The following is an 18244-nucleotide window of genomic DNA, read 5'->3' on the forward strand; positions in this document are numbered from 1 at the left end:
TGGTTGAATTCCTGTGGGCCGCGCATCCCTCGGGCGATGCCGTGCGCCCTCCGGCGATCGGTGGGGAGAACATGGACGAGGGGAAGGCGCGGTCGTCCGCGCCGCAGTGGTGGAGCCGCCCGGGCCCGGAAGGCCCGGCGCCGGCCGCCGCCGGCCGCCCGGACCAGCACGAGGGCCCGCAGTTCCTGGATGCCCCCGCCCCGCCGGAGGCGGAAACGAGCCCGCTCCCGGCGTACGGCCGGGACGCGGCGGCACCCGGCCCGGAGCAGAGCCGGGACCCTGCGCCGGGTCCCGCACCGTCCGGCCACGCGCAGACGCGCCCCCTGCCGGCGTACGGCCATGAAGGCGGCTCCGGCACCGCGCCCGAGGCCGGTCAGCCGGGCCAGGGGCCCACTCCGGCGCCCGGGTACGCGCCCGCTCCCGCCCCGGCCGACGACCAGTCAGCGACGCGCCCGCTGCCCGCCTACGGGCAGGAGGCGGCTCCGGGCGCCGTGCCGGAGGCCGGTCAGCCGGGCGGGCAGGGGGCCGTTCCCCTGCACGCGCCCGATCCCTATGGCACGCCTCCGTACGGGAGGCCGGGGCCGTGGGCGCCCGCGCCGCCCGTTCAGCGGCCGCTCACGCCGCCGCAGGGCACGCTGCTGCCGCCCGCGGGGCCGGCGGCAGGGCCTGCCGCAGCGCCGCCCGTGACGCAGGGCGCCCCCTACCCGCCGCCCGGAGTGACGCCCCCGCACGGCACGCCCACGCCGCCCGTGACGCCTCCGCACGGCACCCCCGCCCCTCCCGCAGGGGCCGCGCCGTGGCAGTACGACCCCTGGGCCGCGTCCGCGGCCCGGGCTCCGGAGCCGGCCGCTCCGGCCAAACGCGGCCGGGGGCGGCTCCTCGCGGGCGCCCTGCTCGTGGCGCTGGTCGCCGGCGGCATCGGCGGTGGCGTCGGGGCCTATCTGGAGCGGGACGGCGGCATCGGCCGCCACGTCCGGCTGCCCCAGGCCACCGCGGACCGCAGCGCGCGGGCCCCGGGCAGCATCGCGGGCATCGCCGCCCGCGCCCTGCCGGGCGTGGTGACGATCCACGTCCGCGGCGGCAGCGACCAGGGCACCGGCACCGGTTTCGTCCTCGACAAGGACGGCCGGATCCTCACGAACAACCACGTCGTGGAGCCCGCCGGAGCCGCCGGTGACATATCGGTGACGTTCAACAGCGGTCAGACCGCCAAGGCCACCCTCGTCGGCCGGGACAGCAGCTACGACCTCGCCGTGATCAAGGTCTCGGGCGTGTCCGGCCTGACCCCGCTCGCCCTCGGCAACTCCGACTCCGTCCGCGTCGGCGACTCCGTGATCGCCATCGGCGCCCCGTACGACCTCGCGGGCACGGTCACGACCGGGATCATCAGCGCCAAGGAGCGCCCGATCACCGCGGGCGGCCGGAAGGGTGACGGCAGCGACGTCAGCTATGTCGACGCCCTGCAGACCGACGCCCCGATAAACCCGGGCAATTCGGGTGGCCCGCTGGTGGACTCGGAGGCCCGGGTCATCGGCATCAACAGCGCGATCCGCTCCGCGGGCGACAGCAGCGAGCTCGGCGGCGGCCAGGGCGGCAGCATCGGCCTGGGCTTCGCCATACCGATCAACCAGGCCAAGCGGGTGGCGGAGGAGCTCATCAACACCGGCAAGGCCACCCACCCGGTCATCGGCGTCACGCTGGACATGGGGTATTCGGGCGACGGCGCCCGGGTGAACACCAAGAACGGCGACAACGCACCCGTCACCCCCGGCGGCCCGGGCGACAAGGCCGGCCTCCGGCCGGACGACGTGATCAAAAAGGTCGACGGAGTGGCCGTGCACAGCGGCCAGGAACTTATCGTCAAGATCCGCAGTCATCGTCCGGGCGACCGGCTCACGCTGACCGTGGAGCGGGACGGCCGGGAGCGGGAGGTCGAGCTGACCCTCGGCTCCGCGGGCGCCCGCTGACGCCGGCGGCCCCCGGCGCCGGCCCGGACCCGTGCCGGAACCGGCGGCGACGTCGGCTTTGGCCTGATCTTGCCCCAGGTGTATCCCTTCGACCCCGCAGGGCCAGGTACCGTGATAGGTGGCCTGGACCGTCGGCCATTGACGCATCAAGGAGCTTCAACGTGCTCGACATAGGACCCCTCGAGCTGGTCGCGCTCGTGGTGCTCGCTGTGCTCATCTTCGGACCGGACAAGCTGCCGAAGATGATCCAGGACGTGTCCCGCACGCTGCGCAAGATCCGGCAGTTCTCCGAGAGCGCCAAGGAGGACATCCGCTCCGAGCTGGGCCCCGAGTTCAAGGACTTCGAGTTCGAGGACCTCAACCCCAAGACCTTCGTCCGCAAGCACGTGCTCGACAAGGACGAGCTGGGCCTGAAGGAGATCCGCAACGGCTTCGACCTGAAGTCGGAGATGACCGAGGTCGCCGACGCCGTCCACGGCCGCAGCAGCGACACGACGGCCGCCCCGTCGTCCTCCGGCGCCGACCGCGCTCCCTCGAACGGCGGCTCCCCCGCCCGCCCGGACCTGCTCAAGAAGCAGGACAAGCCCGATCCGGGAGAGCGTCCTCCGTTCGACTCCGACGCCACCTGAGTTCCGCGCATCCCGTGCGCCATTGACGGGGGTGGCTATCCTCCCTGTGTTTGGGGTGAAGTCGTCCGAGGGGGGCGGGCTCGCCCAGGACATCGGGCAACAAGGAGGCGCCGCGCAGATGGAGACGACGAGTCGGGTTGGGGCTCAAGGGGCCGGCACGGCCGACGCGTCCGCCGTGGACGCCGCAGCGCAGGACGCACCGGGCGGGCCCGCCGACCGGCGGGCGGTCGACGGCTATCTGATGGCTTCGTTCCCGTGGTACGGCCTGGACGAGGCCTACACCGGGCCGCGCTGGCTGATGCAGGTCGGCGCCGCCGCCGACGGGACGGTGGAGCACGGCTCCACGGGCCACGGCGAGGAGCCCACGCTGCGCAGCGAGCGCGCCGATCCCCACGCCGCCAAGCAGCGCTTCGCGGTCGTCGTGACCGTCGCCAGCCGCCCCGGCCGCCGCAGCGCCGACGGCACGGGCGTCCTGGAGGCCACCTCGGTCTCCTCCGCGGCCTGGCTGGCCGGATCGGGGCTGCTGTCGTGCACCTGGCCCGCGCAGATGGAGCGGGCGCTGCGCCAGGACTGGCTCGACCAGCAGACGGCCCTCGCCTGGGAGCTGGCGGACCACCTGGACGACTCCGCGTGGTCGACGCTGTCGCTCCCGGTGGACGGCGTGCCCACCGACTTCCGCTACCGCGAGTCGGAGTACGGCTGGGTGCTCGCCGGTTCGGCCAGGGACGAGCACGGCGACGGGCGCTCCGGTGCCGCTGCCGGCGGCGGAGTGCACATCGGGGCGTACGGGCGGGGCATGAGCGCCTACGGCATGGGCTTCTCGGTGATCAAGGACATCACGGCCTACCGGGGCTGACCGCCGCCGGGCCGCCGGGCCGCGGGTCCCGACGGGTCACCCGCCGGGCCCTCCCGGGCTGCGCGCGCCCTGGCGCCGGGCTTGAATTCCGGCAGGGGGCAGCAGCACTCGGAGAGGTGAAGAGCCATGCCAGGCAAGTTCGAGATGTACGAGGACAACACCGGCAAGTACCGCTACCGGCTGAAGTCGGGCAACGGCGAGATCATCGCCGTCGGCGAGTCGTACAACACCAGGGCGGCCTGTGAGAAGGGCATCGAGTCCGTGAAGCAGAACGCGGCCTCGGCGCCGGTGAAGGACCTGGGGCACCAGGGCTAGCGGCGCAGCACCCTCGCGCGGGCCGTCAGAACTTGTTGCGCGGCGTGATGCCCAGCGACATGCCCGACAGGCCGCGCTGACGGCCGCCGAGCTTGCCGGCGATGGCGCGCAGCGCCGCACCCGCCGGGGACTCCGGGTCCGTGAGGACCACCGGCCTGCCCTCGTCGCCGCCCTCGCGCAGACGGACGTCGATCGGGATGGAGCCGAGCACCGGCACGTTCGTGCCCGTGGTGCGGGTCAGGCCGTCGGCGACGAGCTGGCCGCCGCCCGTGCCGAAGACGTCGACCATCTCGTCGCAGTGCGGGCACGGCAGCCCGGACATGTTCTCCACGACGCCGACGATCTTCTGGTGCGTCTGCACGGCGATGGAGCCCGCGCGCTCGGCGACCTCGGCGGCCGCCTGCTGAGGCGTCGTCACGACGAGGATCTCGGCGTTCGGCACGAGCTGCGCCACCGAGATCGCGATGTCGCCCGTGCCCGGGGGCAGGTCGAGCAGGAGAACGTCCAGGTCGCCCCAGAAGACGTCCGCGAGGAACTGCTGGAGGGCGCGGTGGAGCATCGGGCCGCGCCACACCACCGGGGCGTTGCCCGGGGTGAACATGCCGATGGAGATGACCTTCACGCCGTTCGCCGACGGCGGCATGATCATGTTCTCGACCTGGGTCGGCTTGCCGTCCGCACCGAGCATGCGGGGGACGGAGTGGCCGTAGATGTCCGCGTCCACGACGCCGACCTTCAGCCCGTCGGCCGCCATGGCCGCCGCCAGGTTGACCGTGACGGAGGACTTGCCGACGCCGCCCTTGCCGGACGCGACCGCGTACACCCGGGTCAGCGAACCGGGCTTGGCGAAGGGCACCTCGCGCTCGGCCGTGCCGCCGCGCAGGGAGGCCGCGAGCTCGCGGCGCTGCTCGTCGCTCATCACGTCCAGCTCGACGGTGACGCCCGTGACGCCCTCGACGCGCGAGACGGCCTCGGTCACCCGGCTGACGATCGTCTCGCGCATGGGGCAGCCGGACACCGTCAGGTAGATCGCCACCGCGACCGAACCGTCCGCCGCGATCTCCACCGATTTGACCATCCCCAGTTCGGTGACGGGTCGCTGGATCTCGGGGTCGTTGACCGTCGCGAGCGCGGCGCGGATCGCGTCCTCGCCCGGAGACGTTCCGTTCGTATCGGTAGCCATAGGGACGATGGTACGGCGCGGGAGGGGGCCTCCGGAAAGGCCCGTCAGCGGTCGCGTTCCTCACTCTCCTCCGGGAATACCCGGCGCTGTTCCAGCTCCTTGACCAGTTCCTGGAACTCCGAGCGGATCCAGTCGCGCGTCGCGACCTCGCCGAGGCCCATCCGCAGCGCGGCGATCTCGCGGGTGAGGTACTCCGTGTCCGCGATCGACCTCTCGTTCTGCTTGCGGTCCTGCTCCAGGTTGACCCGGTCGCGGTCGTCCTGGCGGTTCTGCGCGAGCAGGATCAGCGGCGCCGCGTAGGAGGCCTGCAGCGACAGCATCAGGGTCAGGAAGATGAAGGGATAGCGGTCGAACCGCAGGTGCCCGGGGACGCTGGTGTTCCACACCACCCACAGAACGATGACGACCGTCATCCAGACGATGAACCGCCCCGTCCCCAGGAAGCGTGCGATCCGCTCCGAGGTCCGCCCGAACGCCTCCGGGTCGTACTCCGGCAGCCAGCCGCGCCGCTTGACCCGCGGCAGGTCCAGCCGGACGCGCGGGCGGGGGTGGGGGTGCGGGTGCACGGCCTCCGACTGCGTCCGGACGCGCTCGGCCCGGTCGGGGCGGTGCCCCGGGGCCCCCTCGCGCCCCCGCTCATTGCCCGCCATCGACGTCCTCCGGGAGCTCGGTCATGCCCGGCGCCCCGTGGTGCAGCTCGGTCTCGCGCCAGTCGTCGGGCAGCAGGTGGTCCAGGACGTCGTCGACGGTGACCGCGCCCAGCAGGGAACCGCTCTCGTCGACGACCGGCGCGGCGACCATGTTGTACGTCGCGAGGTAGCTGGTGACGGCCGGCAGCGGGGTGCCCGGCGGGAGGGGCCGCAGGTCGGTGTCCACGATCGAGCCGACGAGGGTGAAGGGCGGGTCGCGCAGGAGTCGCTGGAAGTGGACCGTGCCCAGGTACTTGCCGGTGGGCGTCTCGTCCGGCGGCCGGCACACGTACACCTGGGCGGCCAGCGCGGGGGAGAGGTCGCGGTTGCGCACGCGCGCGAGGGCGTCGGCGACCGTCGCGTCCGGGCGCAGCACGATCGGCTCGGTCGTCATCAGGCCGCCCGCGGTCCGCTCCTCGTACGCCAGGAGCCGGCGCACGTCCGCGGCCTCGTCCGGCTGCATGAGGGTCAGCAGCCGCTCCTTGTCGTCCTCGGGGAGCTCCGAGAGCAGGTCGGCCGCGTCGTCGGGGTCCATGGCCTCCAGGACGTCCGCGGCGCGCTCCTCCTTGAGCTTGCCGAGGATCTCGATCTGGTCGTCCTCCGGGAGCTCCTCCAGGACGTCCGCGAGCCGGTCGTCGTCCAGCGCCGCCGCGACCTCCGAGCGGCGCTTGGGGGACAGGTGGTGCAGGACGTTGGCGAGGTCGGCGGGGCGCAGCCGCTCGAACGTCGCGAGGAGGCTGGCCGCACCCTGCCCGTGCTCCTCCAGGGAGAAGCCGGTGACGGCCGACCACTCCACGGTGAGGGTCTCGCCCTTGCGGCGCAGGGCCCCGCCCTTGCCACGGCGCACGAAGACCTTGTCGATCTCCCAGTCGCGGCGGGCGGGCAGCTGGATGATCGCTACATCGAGGACGGTGACCTCCTCGCCCCCGTCGACCAGACGTACGCGCCGGTCGAGCAGCTCGCCGAGGACGAGGGTCTCGGTGGGGCGCTGCTCGAAGCGCCGCATGTTGATCACGCCCGTGGTGATCACCTGCCCGGACTCCACGCCCGTCACCCGCGTCATGGGCAGGAAGATCCGGCGGCGGCTGACGACCTCCACGACGAGGCCCAGGACGCGCGGCGGGCGGCCGCCCACGCGCAGCATCGCGACGAGGTCCTGGACGCGGCCGACCTGGTCGCCGTTGGGGTCGAAGACCGCCACGCCCGAGAGGTGCGACACGAAGACCCGGTGGGCGCCTGCCGCCATGCCGCACACCTCCTCCGTGGTCCGGTGTCCGGTTCAGGCTAACGTGACCGGCTTCTCCCCGGCGCGGGGGAGACGCCCGTCCGGACTGCGGGCTTCCGCCTGCGGGCGGCCCGGGTACGCTGCCGTACTCCAGCGGCTTGAACAGGGCTGAACACGGCCGAACAGGAGGCAGGAGCGACGTGCGAACCCGGAAGGCGGCTCTCGTGGGAGCGCTGTGCGCCGGCCTGTCCGTGGCGCTCACCGCCTGCGGCAGCAGCGGCGGCGAGGACCCCGACGCCGGGACCAACGGCGTCGGCAAGCTCGACCCCGCGAAGATCCAGGACAAGGCGCGCTCGGCGGCGCGGGACTCCTCCTCCGTGCACCTGTCCGGGAGCGTCGTCAGCCAGGGGCGCACCTACAAGCTCGACATGCGGCTCAAGCGGGACGGCGGGACGGGCCGGGTGGCCTCCGACGCCAGCACCTTCGAGCTGCTGCGGGTCGGCGACGAGCTCTTCCTCAAGGCGCCCGCGGCGTTCTGGTCGCGCGGCGGCAAGGACGCCAAGGGCGACGGCGCGGCCGCCGCGGGCAAGCTGGAGAAGAAGTACGTGAAGGTGCCGGCCGGCGACCCCGCCTACCAGCAGTTCAAGGGCTTCACCGACAAGAACGTCCTGCTCGACGGGCTCATCGGCCTGCACGGCAAGCTCGCCCGCGGGGACCACGGCACGGTGGCCGGGGCCCGCACCATCCGGGTCAACGGCGCCGGGGGCTCCGGCGGCACCCTCGACGTCTCCCTCATGGGCACGCCGTACCCCCTGCGCGTCCAGCGCGCGGGCGGGGCGGGCCAGCTGGAACTGTCGGACTGGGACAAGGACTTCGCCCTGACGCCCCCGCCCAAGCAGGACACGGTCGACTACGGCAAGCGCATCCCCTCGACCGGCGAGGGCTCGTCACTGCCGGCACCGGCGAAGTAGACGCCGCGGGAGCCTCCGGCCGCCCGGGCGGTTCGTGAGGCCGCGGGATTCTTCCCGCCGCGACGGCGAGACGCCCCACGGCGGTGTCCGGCGGTGCCGGGCTGTGCCCGGCTCCCGGCTTGGCCGGTCCGGAACCGCCGGTCAGGCGCGTCCCGGCGGAACGCCGTCGCGCCGGACGGAACGGAACCCAGCGGTCCCGTGAACGAGCGCGGCTAGCGCGTCCCCCGGCGACCCCTCCGGAGGAGCTTCGGCAGGGCCGCCGGCATCGGGCGGCGCGTCGTGGCCGGGGTCGGGAGCGGGCGCGCGGTCAGGGCGTCGTCCGGGAGGGGCGCCGTCGCGCCCGACGGCTCCAGGCGCAGGACGCGGCAGCCCTCCGCCCAGCGCTCGGCGATCCGCTCCGCGTCCGGGGCGTTCAGGCGCTTGGCCTTCAGCTCGGCGACGGCCGCCGTCCACGCCTCGCCCCCGGCCGGGAGCTCGGCGACGCGCGCGGTCCAGGAGACCAGGCGCCCGCCCTTGTCCTTGCTGCGGACGGTCACCGTCGCCCCGCCGCCGTCGGCGAGCCCGAGCCCGTCCAGCGGCTGCTCACCGGTGCCGCCCACGACATGGGCGGCACCCTCGTGCCACACGTGCCACAGCGCACGGCTGGGCCCCGCAGGCCCCTGCACCCAGATGAGGCCGGACTTCTTCGTGGCCTCCTCGATGAGCGCCCGGTCGAGCAGCAGCTCCTGCGTCTGTGTCATGCGGCCTACTGTATGCGCCGGTGCCCCCGACCAGGAGCTCTACCCTGGACGGGTGACCAGTGCCCGTACGCGCAGCGACGCCCTGACCGGCGCGGGTGCCGCACCGGCGGAGCCCGCCCCTCCGCACCCCGGCGTCCGTACGGACCTGCTCCTGCTCGCCCTGGCCATCGCCGGCCTCTCCCTCTCGGCCCCCCTGATCGCCGCGACCGCCGCCCCGGCCCTGGCCATCGCCTTCTGGCGCAACGCCATGGCCGTGGGGGCGCTGACCCCTTTCGCGCTCGTCCGGCACCGCGCCGAGCTGCGCGGCATGGGCCGCAGGAACCTGCTGGCGGCCGTGGCCGCGGGCGCGCTCCTGGCCGTGCACTTCGGGGTGTGGCTGCCGAGCCTGCACATGACGTCGGTCGCGTCCTCGACCGCGCTGGTCACCACCACCCCGATCTGGACGACGCTCCTGATGCGCGTGCGCGGCCACCGGCCGCCCGCGCTGGTGTGGGCGGGCACCGCGCTGGCCTTCCTGGGCGTGGTGCTCCTGACCGGCGTCGACCTGTCCCTGTCCCCGCGGGCCCTGGCGGGCGACGCGCTCGCCCTCGCCGGGGGCATGGCGGCCGCCGGCTACGTGCTGCTGGGCGCGCAGGTGCGCCGGACGGTGAGCACGGTCGCGTACTCCTACGTCTGCTACGCGACCACGACCGTCCTGCTGCTGGCCGCGTGCCTGTGCTCCGGCTCCTCCCTCGCGGGCTACGGCGGCGGCACCTGGCTGAAGCTGGCCCTGCTGACGGTCACCGCGCAGCTGCTCGGGCACTCGCTGATCAACCGCGTGGTCAAGGGCCTCGGCCCGTCCGTCACCTCGACGGCGATCCTCCTGGAGACCCCCGGCGCGGCGCTGATCGCGGCGCTGTGGCTGGGGCAGACCCCGCCGGTCCTCTCGTGGCCGGCGCTGGCGGTGATCCTGGCCGGGCTGGGCCTCGTCATCGTCGCCGGCCGCACCACGGCCGGCCGTGCGGTGAAGAAGGACTGAAGAGCCGGGGCGGGGGCCCACGGGAGAGCGGCTAGAGCCAGCCGTTCCGCTTGAAGCCGCGGTGGATGGCGACACAGATGACGACCGTCACGACCATCACCATGGGATAGCCGTACTTCCAGTGCAGCTCCGGCATGTGGTCGAAGTTCATGCCGTAGATCCCGGCGATCATCGTCGGCACGGCGAAGATCGCCGCCCAGGAGGTGATCTTGCGCATGTCCTCGTTCTGCGCCACCGACGCCTGCGCGAGGTTGGCCTGGAGGATGGAGTTGAGCAGGTCGTCGAAGGACAGGACCTGCTCGTGGACGCGGGCGAGGTGGTCGGCGACGTCCCGGAAGTACTTCTGGATGTCGGGGTCGACCAGCCGCATCGGCCGCTCGCTCAGCTGCTGCATCGGCCGCAGCAGGGGGGCGACGGCCCGCTTGAACTCCAGCACCTCGCGCTTGAGCTGGTAGATCCGGCCCGCGTCGCCGCCGCGCGAGGCGCCCTTGCCGGCGGGCGAGAAGACGTCGATCTCCACCTCGTCGATGTCGTCCTGCACGGCGTCGGCGACGGCGATGTAGCCGTCCACGACCTGGTCGGCGATGGCGTGCAGGACGGCGGACGGGCCCTTGGCCAGCAGCTCCGGGTCGTCCTGGAGGCGGTGGCGCAGCGCGCGCAGCGAGCCCTGGCCGCCGTGCCGGACGGTGATGATGAAGTCCGGCCCGGTGAAGCACATCACCTCGCCGGTCTCGACGACCTCGCTGGTGGCGGTGAGCTCGGCGTGCTCGACGTAGTGGATGGTCTTGAAGACGGTGAACAGCGTGTCGTCGTAACGTTCCAGCTTGGGCCGCTGGTGGGCGTGGACGGCGTCCTCCACGGCGAGCGGGTGCAGCCCGAACTCGGCGGCGATGCCCGAGAACTCACGCTCCGTCGGCTCGTGCAGCCCGATCCAGGCGAAGCCGCCGCCGGCCCGCACCCGGCGCATCGCCTCGGCGGGGCTGACGTGGTCGCTGAGGCGCTTGCCGTCGCGGTAGACGGCACAGTCGACGACCGCGCTGCTCACGGACGGGTCCCGGGTCGAGTCGTACTCGTAGGGCAGGGTGCCGCGGCGCAGGGCGGGGCGGACGGCCTCGCGCAGATCACGGATCATCGACATGGCAGGGCTCCTTCACGGGCCGGCCGCCAGCCGGTGCGGAGCGCGAGTGCAACGCGGCCCGGAACGTGGACGTGAGGCCTTGGACGGCGGGAGGCCGTGCGCGGGACACGTCCGCAAATCGGACGGCGCTTCGTGCGGTGCGGCGAGGCTGACGGCAGTTCGCGGAGAACTTCGCAGAGAAGCAGAGAACTTCGCGGAGAACACGGAACAAAGCGGGACGAAGGCGCTCTTCCGTCGGCGCTGCGGGCGCGAAGAACTTCCGGGAAAACGTCGGCGGCACTGCCGAGGGCGGAAGGTCTCAGGTCACGAGGAGTGCGTCCGGAGCGAAGGGACGGGAGAACTGTCGGTACTGCACGGTCGACTAGGATCCACCGCAGCCCCACCTCCTCCGGCCGGTCCCCGCTGAGGGACGAACGTAACTCCCTGACCAGAGGTCAAGGCTAGCAGCCACTTGACCCGTCAATACCCTCCTTTGCCCGTTCGATACGCGTTCTATGCTCACTGCATGTCAGACGTTCTCGCACTGGTCGAGGCCCGGCTCCGGACAGCCCTGGGCGAACCGGACGCGCGCGCAGCGGTCACCTTCCTCGGCACGGACCGGATCGAGGTCCTTCGCTTCCAGGACGGGGACGTCGTGCGCTACGCCACGCTCGGCATGTCCGCCCAGCCCATGGCCGACCCCACCGCCGTCGTGGCGGACCCCCTCCGCGGCCCCCGCGCCGAACTGGTCCTCTCCGTCCGCGCCGGCCGCGCCGACACGGACAAGGTGCTGCGGCCGCTCGCCGTCCTCGCCGCCTCCCCCCAGGTGGAGGGGCTGATCGTGGCGCCCGGGGCCTCCCTCGACACCGGCGAACCGCTCTGGCCCGGGGCGCCCTTCACCTCCGTCCTCGTCGCGGAGTCCGGGGGCCTGGTCGAGGACCTCGAGCTCGATGAGCCGATGGACCCCGTCCGCTTCCTCCCGCTGCTGCCGATGACCCCCAACGAGGCCGCCTGGAAGAGGGTGCAGGGAGCGGCCGCGCTGGAGGAGCGGTGGCTGCGCCACGGCACCGATCTGCGTGACCCGATGCGCTCCGGGGTACCCCTGGGATGACCGGCCGGGCCGCCGACGTCCGGACGGGTGATCGTCCTTGACGCGGCGGCGGCCTGGGAGGACCGTTGGAGGTTATGAGGGGCGAACCCAGTTGCCCGAAGTGCGGTGGCCGGGTGCGAGCGCCCGGTCTCTTCGCCGACTCCTGGCAGTGCGACGTCCACGGCACGGTGCACCCTCTGCAGCCCGTCGTCCCGCCGAGCGTGGAGGCCCTCGCCGTCGTCGTGGGCCGGGCCCGGGTCCCCGTGTGGATGCCCTGGCCCCTCCCCGTCGGCTGGCTCTTCACGGGCGTGATCTGCGCGGGGGACGACCGCAGCGGCGGGCGGGCCACCGCCGTCGCCTGCTCGGGCCCCAGCCCCCTCGGCGGCCCCGGCGAGCTGCTGCTCGTCGCCGAGGAGCTCGGCGTCGGCCTCGGCGCGCGCTACGCGGGCGTCGCCGGCCCCGACCCCGGCCCCTACCTCCGCGTCGACCGCTCCCCGCACGCCAAGGTCCACGCCGCGGGCCGCCCCACCCCCCTCTGGCACGTCGAGGGCGCCCCCGAGGACCGGGCGGTCTTCGCGGGCGAGGCGCGGGGGCTGTGGCTGTGGGCCGTCGTCTGGCCCGAGCAGTCGGGCCTCCTGATGTACGACGAACTGGTCCTCACGGACCTGCGGGACGCGGGCGCGGAGGTCGACCTCCTCCCCTGCGGCGCCCTGTCCCCCCGCCTCCTCCCCCCGGCGACCCGCTAGCGCCCGCGGTCGGCCGGTCGGCCGCGGGGTCGTCCGGCCGGGCGGTCGGGCGTCCCGGTGCCGGGCCGTGCGGCGGTTATCCTGAAGCGGTCCCTGTCCGCCGTCCGCCGTGAGGAGCCGTGTCGTGCGCATCGACCTGCACACCCACTCCACGGCCTCGGACGGCACGGACACCCCCGCCGAGCTGGTCCGCAACGCGGCCGCCGCCGGGCTGGACGTCGTGGCGCTCACCGATCACGACGGCGTCGGCGGCCACGCCGAGGCCCTCGCGGCGCTCCCCGCCGGGCTGACCCTCGTCACCGGCGCCGAGCTCTCCTGCAGGCTCGGCGGCCCGGACGGCTTCAGCGTCCACATGCTGGCCTACCTCTTCGACCCGCTGGAGCCCGAGCTCGCCCGCGAGCGGGACCTGGTCCGCGACGACCGCGTCCCCCGCGCCCGCGCCATGGTCGCCAAGCTCAACGAGCTCGGCGTCCCGGTGCGCTGGGAGCGCGTGGCGCAGATCGCGGGCGACGGCGCCGTCGGCCGCCCGCACGTGGCCAGCGCCATGGTCGAGCTGGGCGTCGTGGACAGCGTCTCGGACGCCTTCACCTCCGAGTGGCTCGCCGGCGACGGCCGCGCCTTCGTCGAGAAGCACGAGCTGGACCCCTTCGACGCGATCCGCCTGGTCAAGGCGGCCGGCGGAGTGACGGTCCTGGCGCACCCGTTCGCGCTCAAGCGCGGCAACTGCGCCTCCGAGAGCGCGATAGCCGAGCTGGCCTCGGCCGGGCTCGACGGCATCGAGGTCGACCACATGGACCACGACGCCCCGACCCGCGCCCGCCTGCGCGGCCTGGCCGCCGACCTCTCCCTGCTGACCACCGGCTCCAGCGACTACCACGGCAGCCGCAAGACCTGCGCGCTCGGCGAGTTCACGACCGATCCGGAAATCTACGGCGAGATCACGCGCCGGGCCACGGGCGCGTTCCCCGTCCCCGGCGCCGGCGGCTGACCGCACCCCGTCCACCCCCTTCCCGGGTCCGGTCGCGTCCGCACGTCCCCTTCCCAGTGATGCCGTGCGCGGGTGACCGCGCCCGTACGCCCCCGCCCGCGCCGTCCGTACGCCCGTACGGGCCCGGCGGGCGTCACGTATCTGCTCGCACCACCCACTCCCGCAAGGCTCATCTGTGTTCGACTTCGCCGTCTTCGGATCCCTCTTCCTCACCCTTTTCGTGATCATGGACCCGCCCGGGATCACCCCGATCTTCCTGGCGCTCACCTCGGGCCGCCCGGCCAAGGTCCAGCGCCGGATGGCCTGGCAGGCCGCCGCGGTCGCCTTCGGCGTGATCACCGTCTTCGGCATCTGCGGCCAGCAGATCCTGGACTACCTGCACATCACCACCCCCGCCCTGATGATCGCGGGCGGTCTGCTCCTGCTGCTGATCGCGCTGGACCTGCTCACCGGCAAGTCGGAGGAGCCGACGCAGACCAAGGACGTCAACGTGGCGCTCGTGCCGCTGGGCATGCCGCTGCTGGCCGGCCCGGGTGCGATCGTCTCGGTGATCCTCGCGGTGCAGCACGCGGACTCCGTCGGCGCGCAGGTCTCGGTGTGGGCGGCGATCGCGGCCATGCACGTCGTGCTGTGGCTGGTCATGCGCTATTCGCTGCTGATCATCCGGGTGATCAAGGACGGCGGCGTGGTGCTGGTGACGCGGCTCGCGGGCATGATGCTCTCGGCGCTGGCCGTGCAGCAGATCATCAACGGCATCACGCAGGTGATCGCGGCCAAGTGACGGCCTCCGGGCACCGAGGCAGCAACGACGGCACCCCCGTACGGACAGTCCGTACGGGGGTGTCGTCGTTCGCGGAGGAGCGCCGGCGCTGCCGTGCCCGCTACTGTGCCGCGGAGGTGGCTGGGCGGATGTAGATGCGCTGGCCGGTGAAGGCGGCCTGCTGCACGATCCGGTTGACGGAGGCGGCGTCCACGACGGTGCTGTCGACGGCCGTGCCGTCGACGTCGTCCAGGCGCATGATTTCGAAGCGCAAGGGCTTCTCCCTTCGTCTGATCCTCCTGAGGAGAACTGCATGGCTGACGGAGCACGCCGCGTCGGCGGGGCGCGTTCCGTACGGGTACAACGAGGTTACCCCTGAAACCATTCCCTACGCTAAGGAAATTTTTAACTTGACTAAGAGTTGTTGAATCCATGCAACGGAACGTGTCCGGCAGGTAACCGAACGAGATGACTTCCCATGGCTGAGTCCCCCGAGCACCTGAAGGCGATCGCCGCCGCCGTCGAGCGCACCAACGACCTCCTCACGCGCGTGCTGGCCGAGGTCGCGACCACCCCGTCCACCCACGCGATCTTCGTCGACGCCGGCTACGTGTACGCCGCCGCCGGCCGCCTCGTCGCCGGCACCGAGGACCGCCGCTCCTTCGACCTCGACGCCGAGGGGCTGATCGAGGCGTTCATCGACCGGGCGCGCACGATCTTCCCCGACAGCCGGCTGCTGCGCGTCTACTGGTACGACGGCGCGCGCCGCCGCATCCACACCACCGAGCAGCAGCGCATCGCCGAGCTCCCCGACGTCAAGGTCCGCCTCGGCAACCTCAACGCCAACAACCAGCAGAAGGGCGTCGACTCCCTCATCCGCACCGACCTGGAGTCCCTGGCCCGCCACCGGGCCATCAGCGACGCCGCCCTCATCGGCGGCGACGAGGACCTGGTCTCGGCCGTCGAGGCCGCCCAGGGCTACGGCGCCCGCGTCCACCTGTGGGGCATCGAGGCCACCGGAGGGCGCAACCAGGCCGAGCCGCTGCTGTGGGAGGTCGACAGCCAGCGCACCTTCGACCTCGACTTCTGCAAGCCGTACGTCACCCGGCGCACCGCGCCCGAGGTGTTCGCCGACACCGCCGCCGCGGGCCGGCCCGCGCCCGGCCGCGACGACGTGCGCTTCGTCGGGGCCCAGGTCGCCGCCCAGTGGCTGGCCTCCCGCGGGCGCGACACCGTCGCCGAGCTGCTGCCCGGCCACCCCATCCTGCCCGGCGCCGTCGACCAGGAGCTGCTCGTCGAGGCCGAGGCGCTGCTCGGGCTCTCCCTGCGCGGGCACGCGGACCTCAGGCGCGCCCTGCGGGACGGCTTCTGGGACCACCTGCACACGCAGTTCTGACCGCGGGTCCCGCCGGCCCGGGCCGGGCGCCCGACCGCACAGGCGGCCGGGCCTCCCACGGATAGGACGAACTCCACGGCGAACGCGCGTGCCGGAATGCATACGGGGAAGTCGAGTGGAACCCTGGCAGGGGGTCCGGCCACCGGCCCGGCCACCCCTGACGGGGACTCCCGACCGCGATCCGGAACAGAAACGAGGCGATCGGCCATGTCGGTCTTGGACCGTGCCGTGCCCGGGGCACCGTGCTGGGTGAGCCTGCTGACCGGCGACCTCGCCGCGTCACAGGACTTCTACGGGGCCGTCATGGGCTGGACCTTCCGCCGTGGCAGCCTCGGGGAGGACTTCTCCGTCGCCCTCTCCGAAGGCAGGCCCGTCGCCGGCATCAGCAACGTCGCCCGCCGCATGGGCGTCTCCGTCACCGTCTCCTGGACCTCCTACTTCGCCGTCGAGAACGCCGACGTCACCGCGTCGCGCATCCGCGAGCGCGGCGCCACCGTCGCCGTCGGCCCGCTCACCGTCGGGCCCGGCCGCGCCGCGCTCGCCGCCGACCCCGCGGGGGCCGTCTTCGGCTTCTGGGAGGGCAAGACCCTGCGCGAGTGGCGGATCGGCCGCCAGGGCGCCCCCGCCTGGCTGGAGCTGCGCACCCGCGACGCGTTCGCCTCCGCCATCTTCTACGGCGAGGTCTTCGAGTGGGCCACGGGGCGGCCCGACGGCTGCGAGGTCCGCTACGAGGACGAGGTCGTCATGGTGCGGTCCGGCGGCCACACCGTGGCCTGTCTGCGCGGCGGGGCCATCGAGGCCGCCCCCGACCCGCAGATCCGGCCGCGCTGGCACGTCTACTTCTGCGTCGACGACGTGGAGAAGGCCGTCGAGTCCGCGCTCGCGGCGGGCGGCACGGTGGCCGCGGAGCCGGGGGAGTCGCAGGTGGGGCACGAGGCGACGCTGCGCGACCCCGACGGCGGGCTCTTCACGGTCGCGACCGTCACGCGCAGCTGACGCCCGGCCCCGGGGGGCTCAGGACAGGTCCCAGAAGCGGACGAGCGCCTCCGCCGTGGGCCCGGGGCGCTCGGCGTTGGGGGAGTGCTCGGCGCCCTCGACGACCGTACGCACCGCCGACAGCTCCTTCGCCATCGCGTCGATCGACGGCACCGGCCAGGCGTAGTCCACGGCGCCCGAGACCACGTGCTTGGGCAGCGGCACCGCCGCCAGCTCCGCCGTACGGTCCGGCTCGGTCGTCAACTGCCTGCCGGTCGCCATCAGCTGCTCGGGCACCGTGCCCATCCAGCGGCGGTGCAGGAAGGCGTCCAGCTCCGCCGGGACGGGCGCGGCAGGCGCGCTCTCCCCGTCCGCCCTGCGCATCTCCAGCCACACCGCGTCCATGTCGTACGCGCCCAGCGCCGCGACCAGGCGGCGCGTGCGCTCCTGCTGCGCCGCGCAGATCGCGGCCGGGCCGCAGCTCATGAGGGTCAGCGAACGGAACGGGGACGCGCTGCCGTCGCCGCCGCCCAGGACCGCGGCGCGGGAGATCAGCCCCCCGAGCGAGTGCCCCAGCAAGTGCACCCCGCCGCCGAGCGCCTCCGCCTGCGCGCGGACGTCGCTCGCCAACTCGCCCAGCGCGTACGCCGCCTCCTCCCGCGGCCCCTCGGTCTCGTACTGGCCGCGCCCGTCCACGGCGACGGCCCGGTACCCGGCCGCCGCGAGCGGCTCCAGCAGAGCGATGAAGTCCTCCTTGCTGCCGGTGAACCCCGGCACGAGCAGCACGGTGCCGCGCGGCGGGGAGGACGGCTGCGCGTCGTGCACGGCGAACTCCCCGCGGGGGGTGGACAACCGGTGCGCACGGGCACACGAGGGCAAGGTGAGAAAGGGCGGCCTGCTCATGGGTCGAGGCTAACGCGCGGTCGCCTGCGGCCTGCGGGGGCTCGGCGCCGTCGGCCCGTGGGACGGCGAAGGCCGGTCACTCCACCGCAGTGGGGTGACCGGCCTTCGTCAGTGGACCGGGCGTCAGGCCTCCGTGGTGGCCTCGGCCTTGGGCGCGGCCGCAGCCTTCTTCGCGCGCGTGCGCTTCGGCTTGGCCTCGGCGGTCTCCGTGGCGTCCGCCTTGGGGGCGGCGGCCTTACGGGTGCGCTTGGGCTTGGCCTCGGCGTCGGCCACGGGCTCGGCCACCGCGGCGGCGGCCTTCTTCGTGGTGCGGGTGCGCTTCGGCTTGGCCTCGGCTTCGACAGCTTCGGCGGTGTCCACCGCGGCTTCGGCCTTCTTGGCGGCGGTCTTGCGGGTGCGCTTGGGCTTCTCCGCGACCTCGGTCGCGGCCTCGGCCACCGGCTCCGCCACGGCGACGGCCTTCTTGGTGGCGCGGGCGCGCTTCGGCTTGACCTCGGCCTCGGCGGCCTCCGTGGCGTCCGCCTTGGGGGCGGCGGCCTTACGGGTGCGCTTGGGCTTGGCCTCGGCTTCGACGGCTTCGGCGGTGTCCACCGCGGCTTCGGCCTTCTTGGCGGCGGTCTTGCGGGTGCGCTTGGGCTTCTCCGCGACCTCGGTCGCGGCCTCGGCCACCGGCTCC

Annotated in this window: 19 protein-coding genes and 1 pseudogene; 12 read left to right on the plus strand and 8 right to left on the minus strand. The window is 73.5% G+C overall.

From position 1 onward, the window contains the following. Nucleotides 1-71: 71 nt before the first annotated feature. The 4 genes from ACSNOG_RS01745 (at nt 72) to ACSNOG_RS01760 (ending at nt 3767) form a co-directional block, all read left to right on the plus strand. Nucleotides 72-1967, plus strand: coding sequence for a trypsin-like peptidase domain-containing protein (locus ACSNOG_RS01745; protein WP_436750693.1), 1896 nt, complete (start codon nt 72-74; stop codon nt 1965-1967). A gap of 161 nt (nt 1968-2128) precedes the next feature. Next, complete coding sequence (locus tag ACSNOG_RS01750; RefSeq protein ID WP_436750694.1) at nt 2129-2596, plus strand: sec-independent translocase; 468 nt, start codon at nt 2129-2131, stop codon at nt 2594-2596. A 118-nt stretch (nt 2597-2714) separates the two neighbouring features. Next, nucleotides 2715-3452, plus strand: coding sequence for a hypothetical protein (locus tag ACSNOG_RS01755; protein WP_436750695.1), 738 nt, complete (start codon nt 2715-2717; stop codon nt 3450-3452). 126 nt (nt 3453-3578) lie between these two features. Further along, on the plus strand, nt 3579-3767 hold the full coding sequence (locus ACSNOG_RS01760) for a YegP family protein (RefSeq protein ID WP_436750696.1): 189 nt from the start codon (nt 3579-3581) through the stop codon (nt 3765-3767). 25 nt (nt 3768-3792) lie between these two features. Here ACSNOG_RS01760 and ACSNOG_RS01765 read toward each other — a convergent pair whose 3' ends face one another. Genes ACSNOG_RS01765 through ACSNOG_RS01775 form a run of 3 tightly spaced genes read right to left on the minus strand, consistent with a single transcriptional unit; the run spans nt 3793 to nt 6885 of the window. After that, a complete protein-coding gene (locus ACSNOG_RS01765; RefSeq protein ID WP_436750697.1) occupies nt 3793-4950 on the minus strand; it encodes an Mrp/NBP35 family ATP-binding protein in 1158 nt (385 codons plus the stop codon). A gap of 44 nt (nt 4951-4994) precedes the next feature. Next, nucleotides 4995-5600 (minus strand): DUF1003 domain-containing protein, encoded by a 606-nt coding sequence (locus ACSNOG_RS01770; RefSeq protein ID WP_436750698.1) that lies wholly within the window; start codon nt 5598-5600, stop codon nt 4995-4997. Next, complete coding sequence (locus ACSNOG_RS01775) at nt 5587-6885, minus strand: magnesium transporter MgtE N-terminal domain-containing protein (protein ID WP_436750699.1); 1299 nt, start codon at nt 6883-6885, stop codon at nt 5587-5589. Before ACSNOG_RS01775 ends, ACSNOG_RS01770 begins: the two co-directional genes overlap by 14 nt. A 179-nt stretch (nt 6886-7064) precedes the next feature. On the opposite strand from ACSNOG_RS01775, the gene ACSNOG_RS01780 reads away from it, so the two are divergent. Next, a complete protein-coding gene (locus ACSNOG_RS01780) occupies nt 7065-7835 on the plus strand; it encodes a hypothetical protein (RefSeq protein WP_436750700.1) in 771 nt (256 codons plus the stop codon). Between the two features lie 212 nt (nt 7836-8047). Here the strand turns inward: ACSNOG_RS01780 and ACSNOG_RS01785 are convergent, their stop codons facing one another. Beyond that, nucleotides 8048-8575 (minus strand): hypothetical protein, encoded by a 528-nt coding sequence (locus ACSNOG_RS01785; protein WP_436750701.1) that lies wholly within the window; start codon nt 8573-8575, stop codon nt 8048-8050. Nucleotides 8576-8627: 52 nt separating this feature from the next. Here ACSNOG_RS01785 and ACSNOG_RS01790 point away from each other — a divergent pair, with 52 nt between their 5' ends. Continuing rightward, nucleotides 8628-9593 (plus strand): DMT family transporter, encoded by a 966-nt coding sequence (locus ACSNOG_RS01790; RefSeq protein ID WP_436750702.1) that lies wholly within the window; start codon nt 8628-8630, stop codon nt 9591-9593. 31 nt (nt 9594-9624) lie between these two features. Here the strand turns inward: ACSNOG_RS01790 and ACSNOG_RS01795 are convergent, their stop codons facing one another. Beyond that, a complete protein-coding gene (locus tag ACSNOG_RS01795) occupies nt 9625-10731 on the minus strand; it encodes a magnesium and cobalt transport protein CorA (protein ID WP_436750703.1) in 1107 nt (368 codons plus the stop codon). A gap of 505 nt (nt 10732-11236) precedes the next feature. Here ACSNOG_RS01795 and ACSNOG_RS01800 point away from each other — a divergent pair. The 4 genes from ACSNOG_RS01800 (at nt 11237) to ACSNOG_RS01815 (ending at nt 14315) form a co-directional block, all read left to right on the plus strand. Continuing rightward, entirely contained in the window at nt 11237-11821 is a 585-nt protein-coding gene (locus ACSNOG_RS01800) for a suppressor of fused domain protein (RefSeq protein WP_436750704.1), read from the plus strand. Between the two features lie 74 nt (nt 11822-11895). After that, nucleotides 11896-12546: a DUF6758 family protein gene (locus ACSNOG_RS01805; RefSeq protein ID WP_436750705.1), complete on the plus strand. Its 651-nt coding sequence runs from the start codon at nt 11896-11898 to the stop codon at nt 12544-12546. A gap of 124 nt (nt 12547-12670) precedes the next feature. Then, complete coding sequence (locus ACSNOG_RS01810; RefSeq protein ID WP_436750706.1) at nt 12671-13534, plus strand: PHP domain-containing protein; 864 nt, start codon at nt 12671-12673, stop codon at nt 13532-13534. 175 nt (nt 13535-13709) lie between these two features. After that, entirely contained in the window at nt 13710-14315 is a 606-nt protein-coding gene (locus ACSNOG_RS01815; RefSeq protein WP_436750707.1) for a MarC family protein, read from the plus strand. Between the two features lie 100 nt (nt 14316-14415). On the opposite strand, the gene ACSNOG_RS01820 is transcribed toward ACSNOG_RS01815, so the two are convergent. Further along, nucleotides 14416-14568, minus strand: coding sequence for a hypothetical protein (locus ACSNOG_RS01820; protein ID WP_436750708.1), 153 nt, complete (start codon nt 14566-14568; stop codon nt 14416-14418). Nucleotides 14569-14772: 204 nt separating this feature from the next. Between ACSNOG_RS01820 and ACSNOG_RS01825 the strand changes: the two genes are divergently transcribed. Then, nucleotides 14773-15690, plus strand: coding sequence for an NYN domain-containing protein (locus ACSNOG_RS01825; protein WP_436750709.1), 918 nt, complete (start codon nt 14773-14775; stop codon nt 15688-15690). Between the two features lie 207 nt (nt 15691-15897). After that, nucleotides 15898-16686 carry a VOC family protein gene (locus ACSNOG_RS01830; protein ID WP_436750710.1) on the plus strand — a complete coding sequence of 263 codons (789 nt, stop codon included), beginning with the start codon at nt 15898-15900 and terminating at the stop codon, nt 16684-16686. Nucleotides 16687-16704: 18 nt separating this feature from the next. On the opposite strand, the gene ACSNOG_RS01835 is transcribed toward ACSNOG_RS01830, so the two are convergent. Both ACSNOG_RS01835 and ACSNOG_RS01840 read right to left on the minus strand, forming a co-directional pair. Next, the gene (locus ACSNOG_RS01835) at nt 16705-17568 is read right to left on the minus strand and encodes an alpha/beta fold hydrolase (RefSeq protein ID WP_436750711.1); all 864 of its coding nucleotides are present in this window, start codon (nt 17566-17568) and stop codon (nt 16705-16707) included. Nucleotides 17569-17691: 123 nt separating this feature from the next. After that, nucleotides 17692-18244 (minus strand): annotated as a pseudogene (locus ACSNOG_RS01840) (DEAD/DEAH box helicase); the annotation flags it as partial.

Origin of the sequence: Streptomyces sp. URMC 124, from assembly GCF_051386455.1 — a bacterium.
Classification (GTDB): Bacteria; Actinomycetota; Actinomycetes; order Streptomycetales; family Streptomycetaceae; genus Streptomyces.

Excerpts from the sequence above, each read along its gene's own strand:
- ACSNOG_RS01745 (WP_436750693.1), top strand. The coding sequence starts at position 72 with ATGGACGAGGGGAAGGCGCGGTCGTCCGCGCCGCAGTGGTGGAGCCGC.
- ACSNOG_RS01755 (WP_436750695.1), top strand. The coding sequence starts at position 2,715 with ATGGAGACGACGAGTCGGGTTGGGGCTCAAGGGGCCGGCACGGCCGAC.
- ACSNOG_RS01760 (WP_436750696.1), top strand. The coding sequence starts at position 3,579 with ATGCCAGGCAAGTTCGAGATGTACGAGGACAACACCGGCAAGTACCGC.
- ACSNOG_RS01765 (WP_436750697.1), bottom strand. The coding sequence starts at position 4,950 with ATGGCTACCGATACGAACGGAACGTCTCCGGGCGAGGACGCGATCCGC.
- ACSNOG_RS01770 (WP_436750698.1), bottom strand. The coding sequence starts at position 5,600 with ATGGCGGGCAATGAGCGGGGGCGCGAGGGGGCCCCGGGGCACCGCCCC.
- ACSNOG_RS01775 (WP_436750699.1), bottom strand. The coding sequence starts at position 6,885 with ATGGCGGCAGGCGCCCACCGGGTCTTCGTGTCGCACCTCTCGGGCGTG.
- ACSNOG_RS01785 (WP_436750701.1), bottom strand. The coding sequence starts at position 8,575 with ATGACACAGACGCAGGAGCTGCTGCTCGACCGGGCGCTCATCGAGGAG.
- ACSNOG_RS01795 (WP_436750703.1), bottom strand. The coding sequence starts at position 10,731 with ATGTCGATGATCCGTGATCTGCGCGAGGCCGTCCGCCCCGCCCTGCGC.
- ACSNOG_RS01800 (WP_436750704.1), top strand. The coding sequence starts at position 11,237 with ATGTCAGACGTTCTCGCACTGGTCGAGGCCCGGCTCCGGACAGCCCTG.
- ACSNOG_RS01805 (WP_436750705.1), top strand. The coding sequence starts at position 11,896 with ATGAGGGGCGAACCCAGTTGCCCGAAGTGCGGTGGCCGGGTGCGAGCG.
- ACSNOG_RS01825 (WP_436750709.1), top strand. The coding sequence starts at position 14,773 with ATGGCTGAGTCCCCCGAGCACCTGAAGGCGATCGCCGCCGCCGTCGAG.
- ACSNOG_RS01830 (WP_436750710.1), top strand. The coding sequence starts at position 15,898 with ATGTCGGTCTTGGACCGTGCCGTGCCCGGGGCACCGTGCTGGGTGAGC.
- ACSNOG_RS01835 (WP_436750711.1), bottom strand. The coding sequence starts at position 17,568 with ATGAGCAGGCCGCCCTTTCTCACCTTGCCCTCGTGTGCCCGTGCGCAC.